Annotated in this window: 15 protein-coding genes (1 of these 15 only partly in view); 10 read left to right on the top strand and 5 right to left on the bottom strand. The window is 71.9% G+C overall.

The genetic code is table 11. From position 1 onward, the window contains the following. The first annotated feature begins 70 nt into the window (after nucleotides 1–70). The 5 genes from RGI145_RS18145 to RGI145_RS18125 all read left to right on the top strand — a co-directional run bounded on the left by RGI145_RS18145 (nucleotide 71) and on the right by RGI145_RS18125 (nucleotide 4,776). Entirely contained in the window at nucleotides 71–2,224 is a 2,154-nt protein-coding gene (locus RGI145_RS18145; protein ID WP_075799469.1) for a glycosyltransferase family 4 protein, read from the top strand. Further along, entirely contained in the window at nucleotides 2,221–3,279 is a 1,059-nt protein-coding gene (locus RGI145_RS18140; protein ID WP_418314485.1) for an NAD-dependent epimerase/dehydratase family protein, read from the top strand. The genes RGI145_RS18145 and RGI145_RS18140 overlap by 4 nt, the downstream gene beginning before the upstream one ends. A gap of 150 nt (nucleotides 3,280–3,429) precedes the next feature. Beyond that, nucleotides 3,430–3,654 (top strand): hypothetical protein, encoded by a 225-nt coding sequence (locus RGI145_RS18135; RefSeq protein WP_037225456.1) that lies wholly within the window; start codon nucleotides 3,430–3,432, stop codon nucleotides 3,652–3,654. Nucleotides 3,655–3,730: 76 nt separating this feature from the next. Further along, nucleotides 3,731–4,285 (top strand): NUDIX hydrolase, encoded by a 555-nt coding sequence (locus RGI145_RS18130; RefSeq protein WP_075799467.1) that lies wholly within the window; start codon nucleotides 3,731–3,733, stop codon nucleotides 4,283–4,285. Then, nucleotides 4,282–4,776: a hypothetical protein gene (locus RGI145_RS18125; protein ID WP_075799466.1), complete on the top strand. Its 495-nt coding sequence runs from the start codon at nucleotides 4,282–4,284 to the stop codon at nucleotides 4,774–4,776. Before RGI145_RS18130 ends, RGI145_RS18125 begins: the two co-directional genes overlap by 4 nt. 21 nt (nucleotides 4,777–4,797) lie before the next feature. Here the strand turns inward: RGI145_RS18125 and ftsY are convergent, their stop codons facing one another. From ftsY to RGI145_RS18100, 5 genes are all read right to left on the bottom strand, one after another. Further along, entirely contained in the window at nucleotides 4,798–5,685 is an 888-nt protein-coding gene (gene ftsY, locus RGI145_RS26230) for a signal recognition particle-docking protein FtsY (RefSeq protein ID WP_051418081.1), read from the bottom strand. A 955-nt stretch (nucleotides 5,686–6,640) separates the two neighbouring features. After that, on the bottom strand, nucleotides 6,641–7,456 hold the full coding sequence (gene dapF / locus RGI145_RS18115) for a diaminopimelate epimerase (protein WP_237183126.1): 816 nt from the start codon (nucleotides 7,454–7,456) through the stop codon (nucleotides 6,641–6,643). A gap of 135 nt (nucleotides 7,457–7,591) precedes the next feature. Then, the gene (locus tag RGI145_RS18110; RefSeq protein WP_075799465.1) at nucleotides 7,592–7,789 is read right to left on the bottom strand and encodes a heavy-metal-associated domain-containing protein; all 198 of its coding nucleotides are present in this window, start codon (nucleotides 7,787–7,789) and stop codon (nucleotides 7,592–7,594) included. Continuing rightward, complete coding sequence (locus RGI145_RS18105; protein WP_075799464.1) at nucleotides 7,786–8,169, bottom strand: MerR family transcriptional regulator; 384 nt, start codon at nucleotides 8,167–8,169, stop codon at nucleotides 7,786–7,788. The genes RGI145_RS18110 and RGI145_RS18105 overlap by 4 nt, the downstream gene beginning before the upstream one ends. Then, nucleotides 8,156–10,420 carry a heavy metal translocating P-type ATPase gene (locus RGI145_RS18100; RefSeq protein ID WP_075799463.1) on the bottom strand — a complete coding sequence of 755 codons (2,265 nt, stop codon included), beginning with the start codon at nucleotides 10,418–10,420 and terminating at the stop codon, nucleotides 8,156–8,158. The genes RGI145_RS18105 and RGI145_RS18100 overlap by 14 nt, the downstream gene beginning before the upstream one ends. Nucleotides 10,421–10,662: 242 nt before the next feature. On the opposite strand from RGI145_RS18100, the gene RGI145_RS18095 reads away from it, so the two are divergent. The 5 genes from RGI145_RS18095 to RGI145_RS18075 form a co-directional block, all read left to right on the top strand. Next, entirely contained in the window at nucleotides 10,663–11,709 is a 1,047-nt protein-coding gene (locus RGI145_RS18095) for an ABC transporter ATP-binding protein (protein ID WP_075799462.1), read from the top strand. A 110-nt stretch (nucleotides 11,710–11,819) separates the two neighbouring features. Next, nucleotides 11,820–13,133 (top strand): ABC transporter substrate-binding protein, encoded by a 1,314-nt coding sequence (locus RGI145_RS18090; protein WP_075799461.1) that lies wholly within the window; start codon nucleotides 11,820–11,822, stop codon nucleotides 13,131–13,133. Between the two features lie 130 nt (nucleotides 13,134–13,263). Beyond that, complete coding sequence (locus RGI145_RS18085; RefSeq protein WP_075799460.1) at nucleotides 13,264–14,550, top strand: ABC transporter substrate-binding protein; 1,287 nt, start codon at nucleotides 13,264–13,266, stop codon at nucleotides 14,548–14,550. A 27-nt stretch (nucleotides 14,551–14,577) separates the two neighbouring features. Continuing rightward, nucleotides 14,578–15,504, top strand: a complete 927-nt coding sequence (locus RGI145_RS18080) for an ABC transporter permease (protein ID WP_156878597.1) — start codon at nucleotides 14,578–14,580, stop codon at nucleotides 15,502–15,504. Then, nucleotides 15,501–16,396, top strand: the 5' portion of a protein-coding gene (locus RGI145_RS18075) for an ABC transporter permease (protein WP_075799459.1). It continues 4 nt past the right edge of the window; the window shows 896 of its 900 coding nt (coding positions 1–896); the start codon lies at nucleotides 15,501–15,503; its stop codon lies beyond the right edge, outside the window. The genes RGI145_RS18080 and RGI145_RS18075 overlap by 4 nt, the downstream gene beginning before the upstream one ends.

The following is a 16,396-nucleotide window of genomic DNA, read 5'->3' as shown; positions in this document are numbered from 1 at the left end:
GCCACTTCCCCCTAGCGCGAAGGGGCGGCTCGCCATACGCATAGGTTGTGCCACAAGGGCGGAGAACCGGATGTCGGGCGATCGGGCGAACGGGGCGGCGGCGCTTCTGGCGGAGGCGGATGCCAGGCGCGATGCGGGGGACTGGCTGGCCGCGGCGGAAGCCTATGCGGGCGTGATCCGTCACCAGCCGGATGCCTGGCCGCTGATGCTGCAACGGGGCCTCTGCCTGCTGGCGGCGGATCTGCCGGAGGAGGCGCTCGACAGTTTCCGCGAGGCCGAATCCCTCAGCCCGCGCGACCCGGAGATCCAGCGCCAGATCGTCGCCACGCTGCGCCGCCTGGGCCGCCCTGCCATCTCACAACCTGTGGTTGATGGCGATTTCTCCGGTGATGGCGCGTGGCACGCGCCGTCCGAGACGCGGCCTTCCTCCCGCGCGGATGCCCAGGGTGCGGCGGGGCTGGATGTCGCCTTCGACGTCACCGACCTGCTCGACTATTTCCGCGGCAAGCGCACGCCCACGGGCATCCAGCGCGTCCAGTGCGGCATCGTCGGTGCCACACTGCGCGGCGGCAACCCGGCGGAGGCCCGCATCGCCTATGTCTCCTATGACCTGCGGGAGGCCTGCTGGCGCGCCGTGCCCGCCGCCGCCCTGCGCGGGGTGATCGAGGCCTCCCACACTGGCGCCGAGACCGACGACCCCGCCTGGATCGCCGCGCTGGAACGGGTGGACGAGGCCCTGGCCCAGGCGCCGCGCCACCTCTTCCCCCTTGGCGGCCTGCTGGTGAACCTGGGCAACTCCTGGGGCCTGCCGGACTATTTCCGGGGCCTGCGCGCGGCGCAGCGCGACCGGCGCATCCGCTACATCCCCTTCCTGCACGACTGCGTGCCGCTGGTGGTGCCGGAGCACTGCCAGGAACAGATGGTGCGCGACTATGCCCGCTGGTTCGCCGCGGTCGGCGTGCATGCCCATGGCTTCCTGTGCAATTCCGAATGCACGCGGCGCGACGGGCGGGCGCAGCTCGACCGCCTGCTGCCGGGGCTGGACCTGCCGATGGAGGTGGTGCGCCTCGACGCCGACCCGATGTCGGACGGCACCGAGCCCGACCCGCTGGCGCTGGAAGGGCTGCGCGGCTTCCGCCCCGGCCAGCCCTATGCCCTCTTCGTCGGCACGATCGAGAGCCGCAAGGACCATCTCCTGGTCTTCCGCGCCTGGCTCTCGCTGATCCGCCGCCTGGGCGCGGGCCGGGTGCCGCGCCTCGTCTGCGTCGGCCAGCCCGGCTGGCACGCCCAGGGGGCGCTGGAACTGCTGGCCAACAGCGCCGAGCTGCGGCGCCATGTCGTGCTGCTGCATGGCGTCTCGGATGCTGCCCTGGCCGCGCTCTACGCCGGCTGCCGCTTCACCGTGTACAACTCCTTCCACGAGGGCTGGGGCCTGCCGGTCACCGAGAGCCTCGCCCATGGCAAGGTGCCCGTGATCCCCGAGCATTCCGCCCTGCCGGAAGCCGGCGGCCCCGCGGCGGTGTACTTCGCCCCGCAGCACGAGCCGGACCTGGCGGCGAAGCTGGAGCGCCTGATCGCCGACCCCGCCTTCCTGGCGGAGCGCGAGGCGGCGGTGCGCCAGCATGCCGGGCTGCGGCGCTGGGAAGATCTGCGCGACGAGGCCTTCGGCCATCTCCGGGCCATGGCCACCCGTGCCACGCCGCCGCTGGAGGAAAGGCTGACGCTGCAACCCGGCCAGCCCTATCGCATGGTGCTGGGCGACGAGATGCGGCCGGACGCGGCCATGGCGGTGCGGCAGGTCCTCCGCGACGGGCCGAACTGGCACATGCCGGAGGATTGGGGCGTTTGGACCAAAGGTGGGGCGGCGACGCTGCGCCTGCCGGTGCCGCCGGGCCCGGCCGCGCCCTGGCGCCTGTATGTGGAGCTGGTGGCGCCCCCCGGCGGCGGCGAGGTGCGCCTGCGGGCCGAGGCGGAGGGCATGGAGCTCGCCTCCGGCAGCCTCCATCTGGAGGGCGGTTCCCAGGGTGGCTGCGCGCTGCGCCTGGCGATGCCGGAGGGCTGCGGCCTGCTGCGCGCCGATATCGAGAGCACGCCCGTCCATCCGGAGGGCGACGAGCGCGTCCTCGGCGCCGCGCTGGTGCGGGTGATGCTGTGCCGGGAGGACGACCTCGCCGGGCGGCTGGGCTGGATCGAGGGCCAGCGCCTGCGGGAACTGGCGGCGTGAGCGGGGAGGGCGCGCCGCCCGCCCTGACCGGGACCCTGGTCGGGACCCTGGCCGGGGCGCGCATCCTCGTTACCGGGGCGGCGGGCTTTGTCGGCGCGCATCTGTCGCGCCGGCTGCTGGAGGAAGGGGCGGAGGTCCTCGGCCTCGACGACCTGAACCCCTATTACGACCCGGCGCTGAAGCGGGCGCGTCTGACGGCGATGCTCGACCATCCGCGCTTCCGCTTCGCCGAGGCCGATCTTGCCGAGCCCGGCCTGCTGGCGCGGCACTGGTCGGGCTTCGCGCCCGACATGGTGGCGCATCTCGCTGCCCAGGCGGGGGTCCGCTATTCGCTGCAGGCGCCGCGCGCCTATGGGCGGGCCAACCTGGACGGGTTCCTGGAGGTGCTGGAGGCGGCCCGGGCGCATCCGGTGCGCCATCTCGTCTATGCCTCCTCCTCCTCCGTTTATGGCGCCAGCACGCGGGTGCCGTTCCGCGAGGACGATCCGGTGGACCGGCCCTCCTCGCTCTATGCCGCGACCAAGCGGGCCAACGAGCTGATGGCGCATTCCTACGCGCATCTCTTCGCCCTGCCGCTGACGGGGCTGCGCTTCTTCACCGTCTATGGCCCCTGGGGACGGCCGGACATGGCCTATTGGGGCTTCACCCAGGCGCTCTACGAGAACCGGGAGATCAGGGTCTTCAACCACGGGCAGGTGTGGCGCGACTTCACCTATGTGGACGAGGTGGTGGAGGCCATCGCCCGCCTGCTGCCGCAGCCACCCGCCGCCCCCGGCGAGCCCGGCCGCCCGGTGCCCGAGGCACCGCACCGCGTCTTCAACATCGGCAACCACACGCCCGTCCCGGTGGGCGAGATGATCGACATCCTGGAGCGGCACACCGGCCGCACGGCGCTGCGCCGCCCGGTGCCGATGCAGCCGGGCGACGTGGAGCGTACCTGGGCCGATGTCTCGGCGCTGAAGGCGGCCGTGGGCTTCGCGCCGCGCACGCCGCTGGAGGAGGGGCTGGGGCGCTTCGTGGACTGGTACCGGCAGTACCATCGGATCAATTCCTGAGCGTAGTCTCAAAAATACATCTTGCGGTTGCTGGAACGTTAACGAGCCCCTGGGCGATCCGGGGGAATGCGGATCTCCCCTGCACGTCCCCAGCACCGCCGGTCCCCGCCGTTCACCGATTCTTCGGATCTGTCGGCGACGATCCTGCGCATGATCGCGTTCAATTCCCTGGCCGCCTTCTCGCAAAGCCTCACCCGTGGCGAACCCGCTGCGAGCGTCTCGGCGGTTTCCCCCGGCCGTGGCGCCGGCGTGGAACAGGCCGCCCCGGCACAGCGGCGGATGGCGGAACCGCGCGGCGTGGAGGCAGGTGGCGGTGCCGCTTCGCCCCAGGGCGGGACGCCGCCGCGCGGCAGCCTGCTCGACCTGCGGGTCTAGGGGCCAACCAACACAGCTTCCGGCGTGACGTCCCACCTGCCTTGCCGAGGCCGGGGCCGGGCCACATGATTGCGCCATGAGTGGCCGCTTCGAACGCATCCGACACGAGGGCGATGAGCACGACCGCCTGACCTGCGCCGATTGCGGCTTCATCGCCTATGAGAACCCGAAGATCGTGGTCGGGGCGGTGGTGGCGCTGGACGGGGATTCGGTGCTGCTCTGCCGCCGGGCCATCGAGCCCCGGCGGGGCTTCTGGACCATCCCGGCCGGCTACATGGAACTGGGCGAGACGGCGGCCGAAGGGGCGGCGCGCGAGGCCTGGGAGGAAGCGCGGGCCCGGATCGCCCTGGAGGGCATCCTGGCGGTCTATTCGATCGCCCGGATCGGTCAGGTGCAGATCCTTTTTCGGGCACGCCTGGAGGAGCCGGGCTTCGCGGCGGGGCCCGAAAGTCTGGAGGTCCGCCGCTTCGGCTGGACGGAGATCCCCTGGGACGAGCTCGCCTTTCCCTCGGTGCGCTGGGCGCTGCGGAGCTGGCACGCGACGCGGCTGGGGCCCTTGCCCATGGCGCTCCAGAATCCGCCGGAGGACCCGCGCGGCACGGCCGGCCTGCCGCCGGGAGAGGCCGCATGATGAGGGACGCCACGCGGGGCATCCTGCCGCTTCTCCTGCTCATCCTGCCGGTGCTCGCGCTGCCCGTGCCCGGCCGGACCCAGGCGCCCGAGGGCGGGGCCGCGCCGCCGGCCGCCAGCGGAGCCGCGCCCGAACGGCCTTCCGCCACCCAGCCCCCCGCCGCGCCGCGCCGGAAGCCGCCGCCGCGCCGCGCGCCGAGGCGGCAGGCGACGCCACCCGCGCAGCAGGAGGCGCCACCGCCGCCGCCAGCCCCGCCGCCCGCCGCGAGCCGGCCCTACGACATCGCGCCGATGCCGAACCGCAACATGGAGGCGCCGCGTCCGCGCGACCAGGGCGCCGACAACCGCCCGTCCTTCGGCCCCGATCTGTTCGAGCCGCAGCGCGTGCCCGGCAGCAATCCCAGCATCGACGAGGACGACCTGTCCCGGCGCAGGGACCAGTTCCGGGACATCGTGCCCGGTGCCCGGCTGCGGGTTCCCTTCAGCTACTGAAGGCGGACGCCAGGGGGTGGATCAGGCCAGCCCGACCAGCGAGCGGGCGAAGTCGCGCGGATCGAAGGGGCGGAGGTCGGCGGCCTTCTCGCCCACGCCGACCGCATGCACGGGCAGGCCGAATTCCTGGGCGAGGGCCACCACGACGCCGCCCTTGGCCGAGCCGTCGAGCTTGGTGACCACGAGGCCGGTGATGTCCACCATCTCCTGGAACACCTTGCACTGCTGGATGGCGTTCTGGCCGGTGGTGGCATCCAGCACCAGGATGGTGGCGTGCGGCACGGCGGGGTCCTTCTTCTTCAGGACACGCACCACCTTGCGCAGCTCCTCCATCAGCCCGGCCTTGTTGTGCAGCCGCCCGGCGGTGTCGATCAGCAGCACGTCCATGCCCTCGGCCACAGCGCGGTCCAGCGCCTCGTGCGCCAGTCCGGCGGCATCGGCGCCGGGCCTGGCCGGGGCCACCACGGGGGCGCCGGTGCGGTCGCCCCAGACCTGGAGCTGTTCCACCGCGGCGGCGCGGAAGGTGTCGCCGGCCGCCAGCATCACCCGCCGGCCCTCGCCACGCCACTGTTCGGAGAGCTTGGCGATGGTGGTCGTCTTGCCGGTGCCGTTCACGCCCACCATCAGCACCACGAAGGGCTTCGTGCCGGGCTCCGGCACCAGCGGGGTGGCGACCGGGGCGAGGATCTCGGTGATCTCACCGGCCAGGGCGGATTTCACCTCCTCGTCGGACACCTCCTTGCCGAAACGGGTGCGGCGGAAGCCCTCGACGATGCGGCGGGAGGCGGCGACGCCCAGATCCGCCGTGATCAGCGTGTCCTCCAGATCCTCCAGCGCCGCATCGTCCAGCGGGCGCTTGGTGAAGAGGCCGGTGAGGTTCTCCGTCAGCCGCTGGGTGGAACGCTGCAGCCCCGCCTTGAGCCGCCCGAAGAAGCCGGCCGAGGCGGGCGGCTCGCGGACCGGTGGCGGGGTGCCGGGCTCCTCCGCCGGGGGAAGGTCGGGGATGTCGGCGGGAGGCGGCTCCTCCACATCCGGCTCCTCGTCCGGCGGGACGGGGATGGGAGGTGGCGGCTCCTGGACCGGAGGCGGCACCGGCACCGGGTCGCTGGCCCGCGCCACGGCGGGTGGCGGGACGGGTGGCACCGGGATGCCGGGAACCGGCGGCGAAACCGGTGTGGCGGGACGGACGGCCTCGCCGGGCGGCGCGAAGGCGGATGGCAGGGCTACCGCCGGGGCCACCACCGGGGCGGGCGGCGCGGCGGGCGCGGACACCGGCACGGCGGCGGGTGGCGCGGGCGGCACATAGGCCACGGGTTGGGCAGGGGGCGGCACGGCGACGGCCGGGGGCGGCGGTGGCGCATAGGCCACCGGAACGGAGGCCGGTGCGACCGCGGGGGCAGAGCCAGGGACGTTGCCGGGTGCCACCGCTCCCGGTGCGAAGGCCGTGGGCTGGCCGTGGTCCGGATGATGGCCCAGAGGCGGCGGGGTCTGCGCCAGCCTGGCCTGCACCTCCTCCTCGGCCGCGGCGGCCGGGTCCAGGGCTTCCAGCGGCACGCCGCCGTCCGGGGCCACGGCGGGGATGGGGTTGGACCAGACGTCGATGCCCGCCGCATCCGGGGGCGGCGGCTCGAAGGGTTCCGGCAGCCCGCCATGGTGGGTTTCCGCCGGGGTCTCCGTGGCTGGCGCGCGGCCGGTCAGCCGGTTCCAGAGATTCTTCAGCGCCATGCGATTCCTGCCTCCCCTGCCGCCCTGGCCCCGGGGCCTGGAAGGCGGCGTCTCGATGATGGCCCTGGGCGACCGGCCCCGGAGGATGGGGGCGGGAACGGGTGCCCGGGCCGCTGGAACGAAGGACGGCGGGGCCGCCTCAGATCTCGATCTCGCCCCGGTAGGCGGTGGCGACCGGTCCGGTCATCAGCACATGCCCATCCTCCCGCCAGGCGATCCGCAGGTCGCCGCCCGGCAGCGACACCGTGGCCTCCCGCCCCGTCAGCCCGCGCCGCGCCGCGTTCACCAGCGTGGCGCAGGCCCCGGAACCGCAGGCCAGGGTCAGCCCGGCCCCGCGCTCCCAGACCACGAGGCGGAGATGATCCGGGGCCAGGACCTGGGCGAAGCCGATATTGGCCCGCTCCGGGAACCAGGGATCATGCTCCAGCACCGGGCCGAGTTCCGCCGGGTCGATCGCCGCCAGATCCTTGACGAAGAAGGTGGCGTGCGGGTTTCCCATGGAACAGGCGGCGGGTCCCGACACCGGGCCGAGGGCGAGCGGCAGGCGCAGCGTGTCGGCCTCCCGCGCCAAGGGCACGTCCCGCCAGCCGAGGCGCGGCGGGCCCATGTCGACCTGGATCAGCCCGTCCGGCAGTGCCTCCGCCGGCAGGGCGCCGGAGATGGTGCGGATGGTGACGCGGTCCCGCCCGGTCTCGGCCATCAGCAGGCTGGCGACGCAGCGCGTGGCATTGCCGCAGGCCCCGGCCTCGGAACCGTCCGGGTTGGCGATGCGCATGAAGACGTCGCTTCCCTCCGGTGCCGGCTCCAGCACCACGAGCTGGTCGAAGCCGACCCCCCGGCGGCGGTCACCGATGGCGGTGATGCGCGCGGGCGTCAGGGGCAGGGGCTGCTCACGGCCATCGAGCACGACGAAGTCGTTGCCGAGTCCGTGCATCTTGCGGAAGGGAATAAGCACGGCAGCGATATAGGCGTGCGCGCCGCGCGGCGGAACCCTTGGGGCATCGCGCTTCCGGCCCGGGGCCGGGGGCCGGACCGGGAAGGCGCCGCCTCCCCGGGGATGGGCCGGGATGCCCGTGGGGTGTTCCCCGGATCAGCCTTCCGCCACCTCGTAGCCCTCGGCGCGGATCGCCTCGGCGAGGCGGGCGCGGCCGGCTTCGGTCTCGGCGCGGACGCGGCCCGTCGGCAGGTCCACCTCGACCTTGGCGGCGGGGTCCACGCCCTTCACCGCCTCGGTCACGGCCTGGACGCAGTGGTTGCAGTCCATGCCCTTCACGGTCAGCTCGATCACTTCGCAAGTTCCTCCAGGATGGGACAGTCGGGGCGGGAATCGCCCCGGCAGCAGGAAACGAGTTGCCGCAGGCTGCCGGCGATGGCCTGCAACGAGGCGGCCTTGGCCTCCAGCACCAGGATATGCTCCTGCGCGATGCTGCGGACATCGGCGCTGGCGCGGCTGTCGTCGCTCCAGAGTGCCAGCAGCCGCTTCACCTCGACCAGCGGGAAGGCCAGTTCCCGCGCATGGCGGGCGAAGCGCAGGGCGGCGACGTCGCGCTCGTTGTAGCTGCGGTAGCCATTGGCGAGGCGGCGCGGGCGGATCAGCCCGGCCTCCTCGTAGCGGCGGATCGCCTTGGCGCTGAGGCCGCTGGCCGCGGCCGCCTCACCGATGTTCACGAGCGGTCTCTCCTTCCGGCTTCCAGCGCGTCAGGCGCAGCGCGTTGCCGAGCACGGTCAGCGAGGACAGCGCCATGGCGCCCCCGGCCAGGGCCGGCGACAGGCCGCCCAGCGCCGCGGCGGGGATGGCCAGTGTGTTGAACGCGAAGGCCCAGCCGAGGTTCTGCGCGATGGTGCGCCAGGTGGCGTGCAGCACGGACAGCGCGGCGGGTACGAGGCGCGGGTCGGGGCGCAGCAGGGCCAGATGCGCGGCGGCGAAGGCGGCATCGGTGCCGCCGCCCATGGCGATGCCGAGATCGGCGGCGGCGAGCGCCGGGGCATCGTTCACCCCGTCCCCCACCATGGCCACGCGCCGCCCCTCGGCATGCCAGGCGGCGAGGCGCGCCGCCTTGTCCTCGGGCAGGAGGCGGGCCGCGACGTCGTCGATGCCGAAGCGACGGGCGGCGGCCGTCGCGGCAGCCTCGTTGTCGCCACTCAGCATCGCCGTGCGCAGGCCCATCGCCTGGAGCCGCGCCACTGCCTCGGCGGCACCGGCGCGGGGGGCGTCCTCGAATCCCAGCAGGGCCAGCACGCGCCCGCCCCCAGGGGTGGATGCGGGCGTGGATTCCACCAGCCAGGACTGCGAGTAGCCCTGCCTCGCCTGTTCCGCCGAGGCGGCGGCCAGGGCCTCCGGCGCGCCCCCTTCCGGCAGCAGCCGGTCGCTGCCCAGGCGCAGATGACGGCCCTCGGCCACCCCCTCCACGCCGCGCCCGGGCAGGGCGCGGAAGGATTCCGCCGGCCGTGGCGTGCCGCCGGCCTCGGCCAGCACGGCGCGGGCGAGGGGATGCTCGCTGCCCACCTGCAGCCGCGCGGCGAGGCGCAGCGCCTCCTCCCGCGTCACGCCCGCCACCGGAACCAGCGCGGCCAGGCGCGGCCGGCCCTCGGTGAGCGTGCCGGTCTTGTCGAAGGCGACCACGGAAAGGCCGCGTGCGCGCTCGATCGCCTCGGCATCGCGCAGCAGGATGCCGGCGCGGGCCGCGGCGCCCGTGCCGGCCACCACGGCGGCGGGGGTGGCAAGGCCCAGGGCGCAGGGGCAGGCCACCACCAGCACCGCCACCGCATGCAGCAGCGCCATCTGCGCCGCCGCCCCGGCCAGCAGCCAGCCCAGGAAGGTGACCAGGGCGATCGCCAGCACCACCGGCACGAAGACCGCGCTCACCCGGTCGGCCAGGCGCTGGATCGGTGCGCGGCTGCTGCCCGCCTCCTCCACCAGCGCGGCGATGCGGGCGAGGCGCGTGTCCCTGCCCGTGGCGGTGACGCGGGCCACCAGCCGCCCGTCCAGCACCACCGTGCCGGCGGCCAGGGCATCGCCGGGGCTCTTGGACACGGCGCGGGATTCGCCGGTCAGGGCGGATTCGTCCACCCCGGCCTCGCCTTCCTCCAGCTCGGCATCGGCGGGGATGCGGGCGCCGGGGCGGATGGCGATGCGGTCGCCCCGGCGCAGCCGGGCGGTGGGGACTTCCTCCTCCCTACCTTGCTCATCGAGGCGGGTCGCGGTGTCCGGGCGCAGCTTCAGCAGGGTCTCCACCGCCCCGCCGGCGGCGTGGCGGGCGCGTTCCTCCAGGAAGCGGCCGAGCGAGACGAAGGCCAGCACCAGGGCCGAGGCCTCGAAATACAGGTGATGATCGCCGTTCAGCATCAGCACGGTGGAAAGCGCCCAGGCCGCCGTGGTGCCGATGGCGACCAGCAGCTCCATGTTGCCGGTGAGGCTCCGCACCGCGCCCCAGGCCTTGCGGTAGATCCCGGCGCCGATGCCGAACTGCATCAGCGTGGCCAGGACGAACTGCGCCAGGGGCGGCGGCATCCAGTCCCGGCCCAACCCCATGCCGACCATGCCGGCGAGGAAGGGCAGGGCGAGCAGCCCGGCCAGGGCGGGGAGCAGCCAGGCCACGGCGCGGCGCGGGGGCGTGGCGCCGGACTCCGGCTCCGGATGCAGCACGGCATAGCCGGCCTTCTCCACCGCCTTGTCCAGCGCCTCCTCCAGCGCGGCGGGGTCGGTGCCGGGCCGCAGCCGCACCCGCGTATGGCCGGTGGCGAAGTTGGCCTGGGCCGATTCCACCCCCGGCACCTTGGCCAGCGCGCGTTCCACCCGCCGCACGCAGGAGGCGCAGCTCATCCCCTCCACCAGCAGGTCGAGGCCCGGCCCGGCGGGGGCGGCGTTGCTATCCGGCGGGGGGCTGGCTGCCGCGCGGGGGGAAAGGTCGTCTGGCATAGGGGAGAGGTGGGGGTTCCCTCTCCGGGAAGGTCAAGGACTTCCTCGGAAACTGGTGCATGCGTGCCTTGCGTCTGCTTCATTGCCATCCGGACTGCCCAAAAATTGCCCAGGGGCCGGGGAAGCGGAGCCCATGGCCGGGTTCACGGCGGGATGGGGCGGCGGATCGCGCGGAAGGCCGGCCGGCGGTGGCACGGGCTTTGCCTTCCTCGCGGCGGGGACATGGATCGGTCTGGGGGCTCATGCGCGGGGCGAGTGTCGAGCTGGTGAAGGTGACCAAGCGCTACCCCAACGGGGCGGTGGCGGTGGACGGGATCGACCTGCGCATCCCGGCGGGGAGCTATTGCTGCCTGCTCGGCCCCTCCGGCTGCGGCAAGACCAGCACGCTGCGCATGATCGCCGGGCACGAGGAGATCAGCGATGGCGACATCCTGATCGGCCCGCGCAATGTCGGCGGCCTGACCCCGGCGGCGCGCGGCACGGCGATGATGTTCCAGAGCTACGCACTCTTCCCGCACCTGAACTGCCTGGACAATGTCGCCTTCGGCCTGCGCATGCGCGGCGTGGGCAAGGCGGAGCGGCGGGCGAAGGCGGAGGCCATGCTGCGCCTCGTCCACATGGAGACATACGCCGCCCGCCTGCCGGCGCAGCTCTCGGGCGGGCAGCAGCAGCGCGTCGCGCTGGCCCGGGCGCTGGTGACGGAGCCTTCTGTGCTGCTGCTGGACGAGCCGCTCTCGGCGCTCGACCCCTTCCTGCGCATCCAGGTGCGGGCGGAGCTGAAGCGGCTGCAGAACGAGCTCGGCATCACCTTCATCCATGTCACCCACAGCCAGGAGGAGGCGATGGCGCTCTCCGACCTCGCCGTGGTGATGAATGCCGGGCGGATCGAGCAGGCGGACGATCCGCGCACGGTCTTCTCCCGCCCCGCGACGCCCTTCGTGGCGCGCTTCATCGGCGGCCACAATGTGATCGACCTGCCGGGCGGCGGCGGCCCCTTCGCGGTGCGGACCGACCGGATCCGGGTGGCACGCGGCCTGCCGGGCGAGAACGGGATGGAGGGGCTGCCGGCGCGGGTCGCCATGGTCGAGTACCAGGGCAGCTTCGTGCAGCTGCGCCTCGCCGGGGAGGGCGCCTATCGCGACACGCTGCCGGAGATGACCGCCATCCTGTCCGACGATGCCTTCGAGGCCGCGCCGCTGAGCCAGGGCGAGGCGGTGACAGTCGGCTGGAACGGCACGGATGCGCACCGGCTGCGCGTGCCCGCCCATGACCAGGCGCTGCCGGCCTGAACGGGCGATCCGGCCGCGGCACGGTTTCCCGCCATCCCTGGTCCGGCGGACCGGATGGCCATGATGCAGACACGGAGGCGGGCAGCACCCGCCCTGGAGGAGCAAGGCTCATGAACGAGAGCAAGAAGAACGGGGCGAACCCCCATGGTTCCCTCCATGGACCCCTTGGCACGCTGGGCCGCCGCACGCTGTTCGGCGCCGCGGGTGGCCTGGCGGCTGCCGGTGCCTTCCGCCTGGCCGCCCCGGCGGTGCATGCGCAGGAGCCGGTGACGCTGCGCTATCTGGGTACGGCGGTGAACCAGAGCGCCGAGATCGCCGCCAAGGTGAAGCAGGACCTGGGCATCACCATCGAGTACATCCCGGTGGTGACGGATGACGTGATCCGCCGCGCGGTGACGCAGCCCAACACCTTCGACCTGCTGGACATGGAGTACTTCTCCGCCAAGCGCGTCGCCCCCTCGGGCAACCTGCAGGGCATCGAGGCCAAGCGGATCAAGGAGTTCGACAACATCACCCCGGTCTTCACCAAGGGTGAGATCGACGGCAAGAAGATCGGCGAGCAGGGCACCGCGCCGAAGAAGGTGCAGTTCATGAAGGGCCGGAACTCCAAGGAGTTCGCCGATGGCCCGACCGAGTGGATGAGCCTGATCCCCACCACCTACAACGCCGACACGCTGGGCATCCGCCCGGACCTGATCAAGCGCCCGATCGAGAGCTGGAAGGAGCTGCTGAACCCCGAGTTCAAGGGCAAGGCCTCGATCCTGAACATCCCGTCCATCGGCATCATGGACGCGGCGATGGTGGTGGAGGCGATGGGCGCCCACACCTATGCCGACAAGGGCAACATGACCAAGGCCGAGATCGACAAGACGCTCGGCATCCTCACGGAAGCCAAGAAGGCGGGGCAGTTCCGCGCTTTCTGGAGCGACTTCAACGAGAGCGTCAACCTGATGGCCTCCGGCGAGACGGTGATCCAGTCGATGTGGTCGCCCGCCGTGACCAAGGTGCGTTCGCAGGGCATTCCCTGCGTCTTCCAGCCGCTGCGCGAGGGCTACCGCGCCTGGGCCTCGGGCTTCGGCATTCCGCGCACGCTGGAAGGGCGCAAGCTGGACGCGACCTATGACTTCATCAACTGGTTCCTGTCCGGCTGGGCCGGCGCCTTCCTGAACCGCCAGGGCTACTACTCGGCGGTGCTCAGCACGGCCAAGGCCAACATGGAGCCCTACGAGTGGGCCTACTGGATGGAGGGCAAGCCGGCGGCCCAGGACATCAAGGCGCCGGACGGATCGCTGCTGGAAAAGGCGGGCACGGTGCGCGACGGCGGCTCCTACGAGCAGCGCATGGGCCGGGTGGCCTGCTGGAACGCGGTGATGGATGAGAACACCTACCTCATCCGCAAGTGGAACGAGTTCATCGCCGCCTGACAGGCCGGCATGGGACGGGAACGGGGCGGCCCGCGCGGCCGTCCTGTCCTCAACAAGATGAACGGGGACGGGCTCTGGTTCTCACGGCATCGGCGCGCGGTGACACGCCGCGATGTTGCGGAGATCTGCCATGGATGACGTGAGCAAGGGCAAGCGTGGCACCGGGATCGGCCGGCGCACGGTATTGCGCGGGGCGCTGGGCGGCGCGGCCGCCCTCGGCACGCCGCTGGCGGCGCCGGCGGTGCATGCGCAGGGCACGGTGACGCTGCGCTATCTGGGCCTGGGCGTGAACCAGAGCCCGGCCATCGCGCAGCGCTGCAAGGAAGAGACCGGGATCACCATCGAGTACACGAGCGGCGTGCACGAGGACATCATCCGCCGGGTGGTGACCCAGCCGAACACCTTCGACCTGGTGGACACCGACTTCGCGGCCGTGCGGCAGTTCATGCCCTCCGGCAACATCGTCGGCATCGAGGTGAAGCGGGTGAAGCTGGCGGAGAAGATCGCGCCCCTCTTCACCCGCGGCGAGGTGGCCGGGCACATGATCGGCGACCAGGGCAGCGCGCCGAAGAAGACCGCCTTCCTGACCGGGGCTCGGAGCAAGGGCTTCGCCCAGGGGCCCACCGAGTGGATGTCGCTGATCCCGATCAACACCAATGCCGACACGCTGGGCATCCGCCCCGACCTGATCGGCCGGCCGATCGGGAGCTGGGCCGAGCTGCTGAATCCGGAGTTCAAGGGCAAGGCGGCGCTGGTGAACAGCCCCTCGGTCGGCATCATGGATGCGGCGATGGTGGCGGAGTCCATCGGCAAGGTGAAGTATGCCGACAAGGGCAACATGACCAAGGCCGAGATCGACGCCACGCTCGGCCTGATGACGGAGGCGAAGAAGGCGGGGCAGTTCCGCGCCTTCTGGAGCGACTTCAACGAGAGCGTGAACCTGATGGGTTCCGGCGAGACCGTCATCCAGTCGATGTGGTCGCCCGCCGTGACCAAGGTGCGCTCGCAGGGCATTCCCTGCGTCTTCCAGCCGCTGAAGGAAGGCTATCGCGGCTGGGGCCTGGGCCTCGGCATCCCGCGCACGCTGGAAGGGCGCAAGCTGGACGCGGCCTATGAGTTCATCAACTGGTTCCTCTCCGGCTGGGTCGGCGCCACGCTGCTGCGCCAGGGCTACTACCCCTCCGTGCCCGAAACGGCGCGCCAGCAGATGGAACCCTATGAATGGGCCTATTGGATGGAGGGCAAGCCGGCGGAGCGGGACATCAAGTCGCCGGCCGGCGTGGTGGTGGAGAAGGCGGGCACGGTGCGCGACGGCGGCTCCTACGAGCAGCGCATGGGCAACGTCGCCTGCTGGAACTCCGTCATGGACGAGAACGCGTATCTGATCAGGAAATGGAATGAGTTCATCGTGGCCTGAGCCGGCAACGGCGCGCGGGGTGGCGTGATGGACGCCATGGCTCCCGAGGCGGGTCTGTCCGGGGCGAAGCCGCCCCGGAACGCGCGCCGACGCAACATCGCCTACTGGCAGGCGGCGCCCTTCGCGCTGCTCTTCCTGCTGTTCTTCATCGTGCCGCTGGTGCTGACCGTCCTGGTGTCCTTCTGGACCTATGACGAGTACCAGATCACGCCGGACCTGACGCTGCAGAACTACCGCGACGTCTTCGAGGGTTGCCTCGCCAGGCTGCCGGATCTCTGCGTCACCTTCGCGACCTATCTCTCGACGCTGAAATTCTGCCTGCTGGCCTGGGGCACGACGCTGCTGCTGGGCTTCGGCATCGCCTATTTCCTGTCCTTCCACATCCGCACGACCACGGTGCAGATGGGGCTCTTCCTGCTCTGCACCGTGCCGTTCTGGACCTCGAACGTCATCCGCATGATCGCCTGGGTGCCGCTACTGGGCCGCAACGGGCTGGTGAACCAGGGGCTGATGGCGCTGGGCGTGACGGACACGCCGGTGGACTGGCTGCTCTATTCCGAGTTCTCGGTGCTGCTGGCCTTCGTCCATCTCTACACGCTGTTCATGATGGTGCCGATCTTCAACTCCATGGCGCGCATCGACCGCTCGCTGATCGAGGCGGCGCGCGATGGCGGGGCGAGCGGCTGGCAGACCCTGATCCATGTCATCCTGCCGCTGTGCAAGCCCGGCATCGTCATCGGCTCGATCTTCGTGCTGACCATCGTGATGGGCGACTTCGTGACGGTCGGCATCATGGGCGGGCAGCAGATCGCCTCGGTGGGCAAGGTGATCCAGGTGCAGATGAGCTACCTTCAGTTCCCCATCGCCGCGGCCAATGCGGTGGTGCTGCTGGCGGTGGTGCTGATGATGATCTGGGGCCTGACCAAGCTGGTGGATGTGAGGCGCGAGCTGTGAGCGGGCCCGCCGTCAGGCAGAGGCGTCCGGCAGCCTTCTGGTGGCTGGCCGCGCTCTTCACCCTCTTCGTCCTGTTCCTTTACGGGCCGATCCTGACCATCGTGGTCCTGAGCTTCCAGGGGCCGCAGGGGGGGCTGACCTTCCCGATGAACGGGGTCTCCACCTACTGGTTCTCCCGCCTCTGGCAGGGGGTGGGGGTGGTGGATATTTGGGCGGCCTTCGGGCGGTCCTTCCGGCTGGGGCTGGTGGTGATGCTGCTGACCGTGGGGCTGGCGCTGCCGGCGGGGCTGGCCTTCCGCAAGCGCTTCCGGGGGCAGGACACCCTGTTCTATGTGGCGGTGGCCAGCCTGATCATGCCCTCCATCGTGGTCAGCCTGGGGATCGGGCTGGAGTTCCGGCTGATCGACGACCTGGTGAAGGCGCTGGCGGAGCGCTGGGACTTCGCCTGGCTGCGGGACTACCAGACCGCGTCCGGCCTCTATACCTCCGCCCTGGGGGCGCACCTGACCTGGACGCTGCCCTTCGGACTGCTGATCCTCTTCGCCGTCTTCAACCGCTTCAACCCAGCCTATGAGGAGGCGGCGCGCGACCTGGGCGCCTCCCCGGGGCAGGTTCTGCGCCATGTGGTGATCCCGATCATCGCCCCTTCCCTGGTGGGGGTGGCGCTGTTCGGCTTCACCCTGTCCTGGGACGAGGTGGCCCGGACCAGCCAGGCGATCGGCGGGCAGAACACCCTACCGCTGGAGCTCCAGGGGCTGACCACCACCGTCACCACGCCGGAGATCTATGCCCTGGGCACGCTGACCACCGGCATGTCCTTGCTGGTGATCATGCTGGCTCTGGGGACGGTGCTCCTCCTCCAGCGGCGGCGCAGCCGACGGGCCAGGAGGGG

The organism is Roseomonas gilardii, from assembly GCF_001941945.1.
GTDB lineage: Bacteria > Pseudomonadota > Alphaproteobacteria > Acetobacterales > Acetobacteraceae > Roseomonas.
This window is presented reverse-complemented; position numbering and strand designations above follow the sequence as displayed.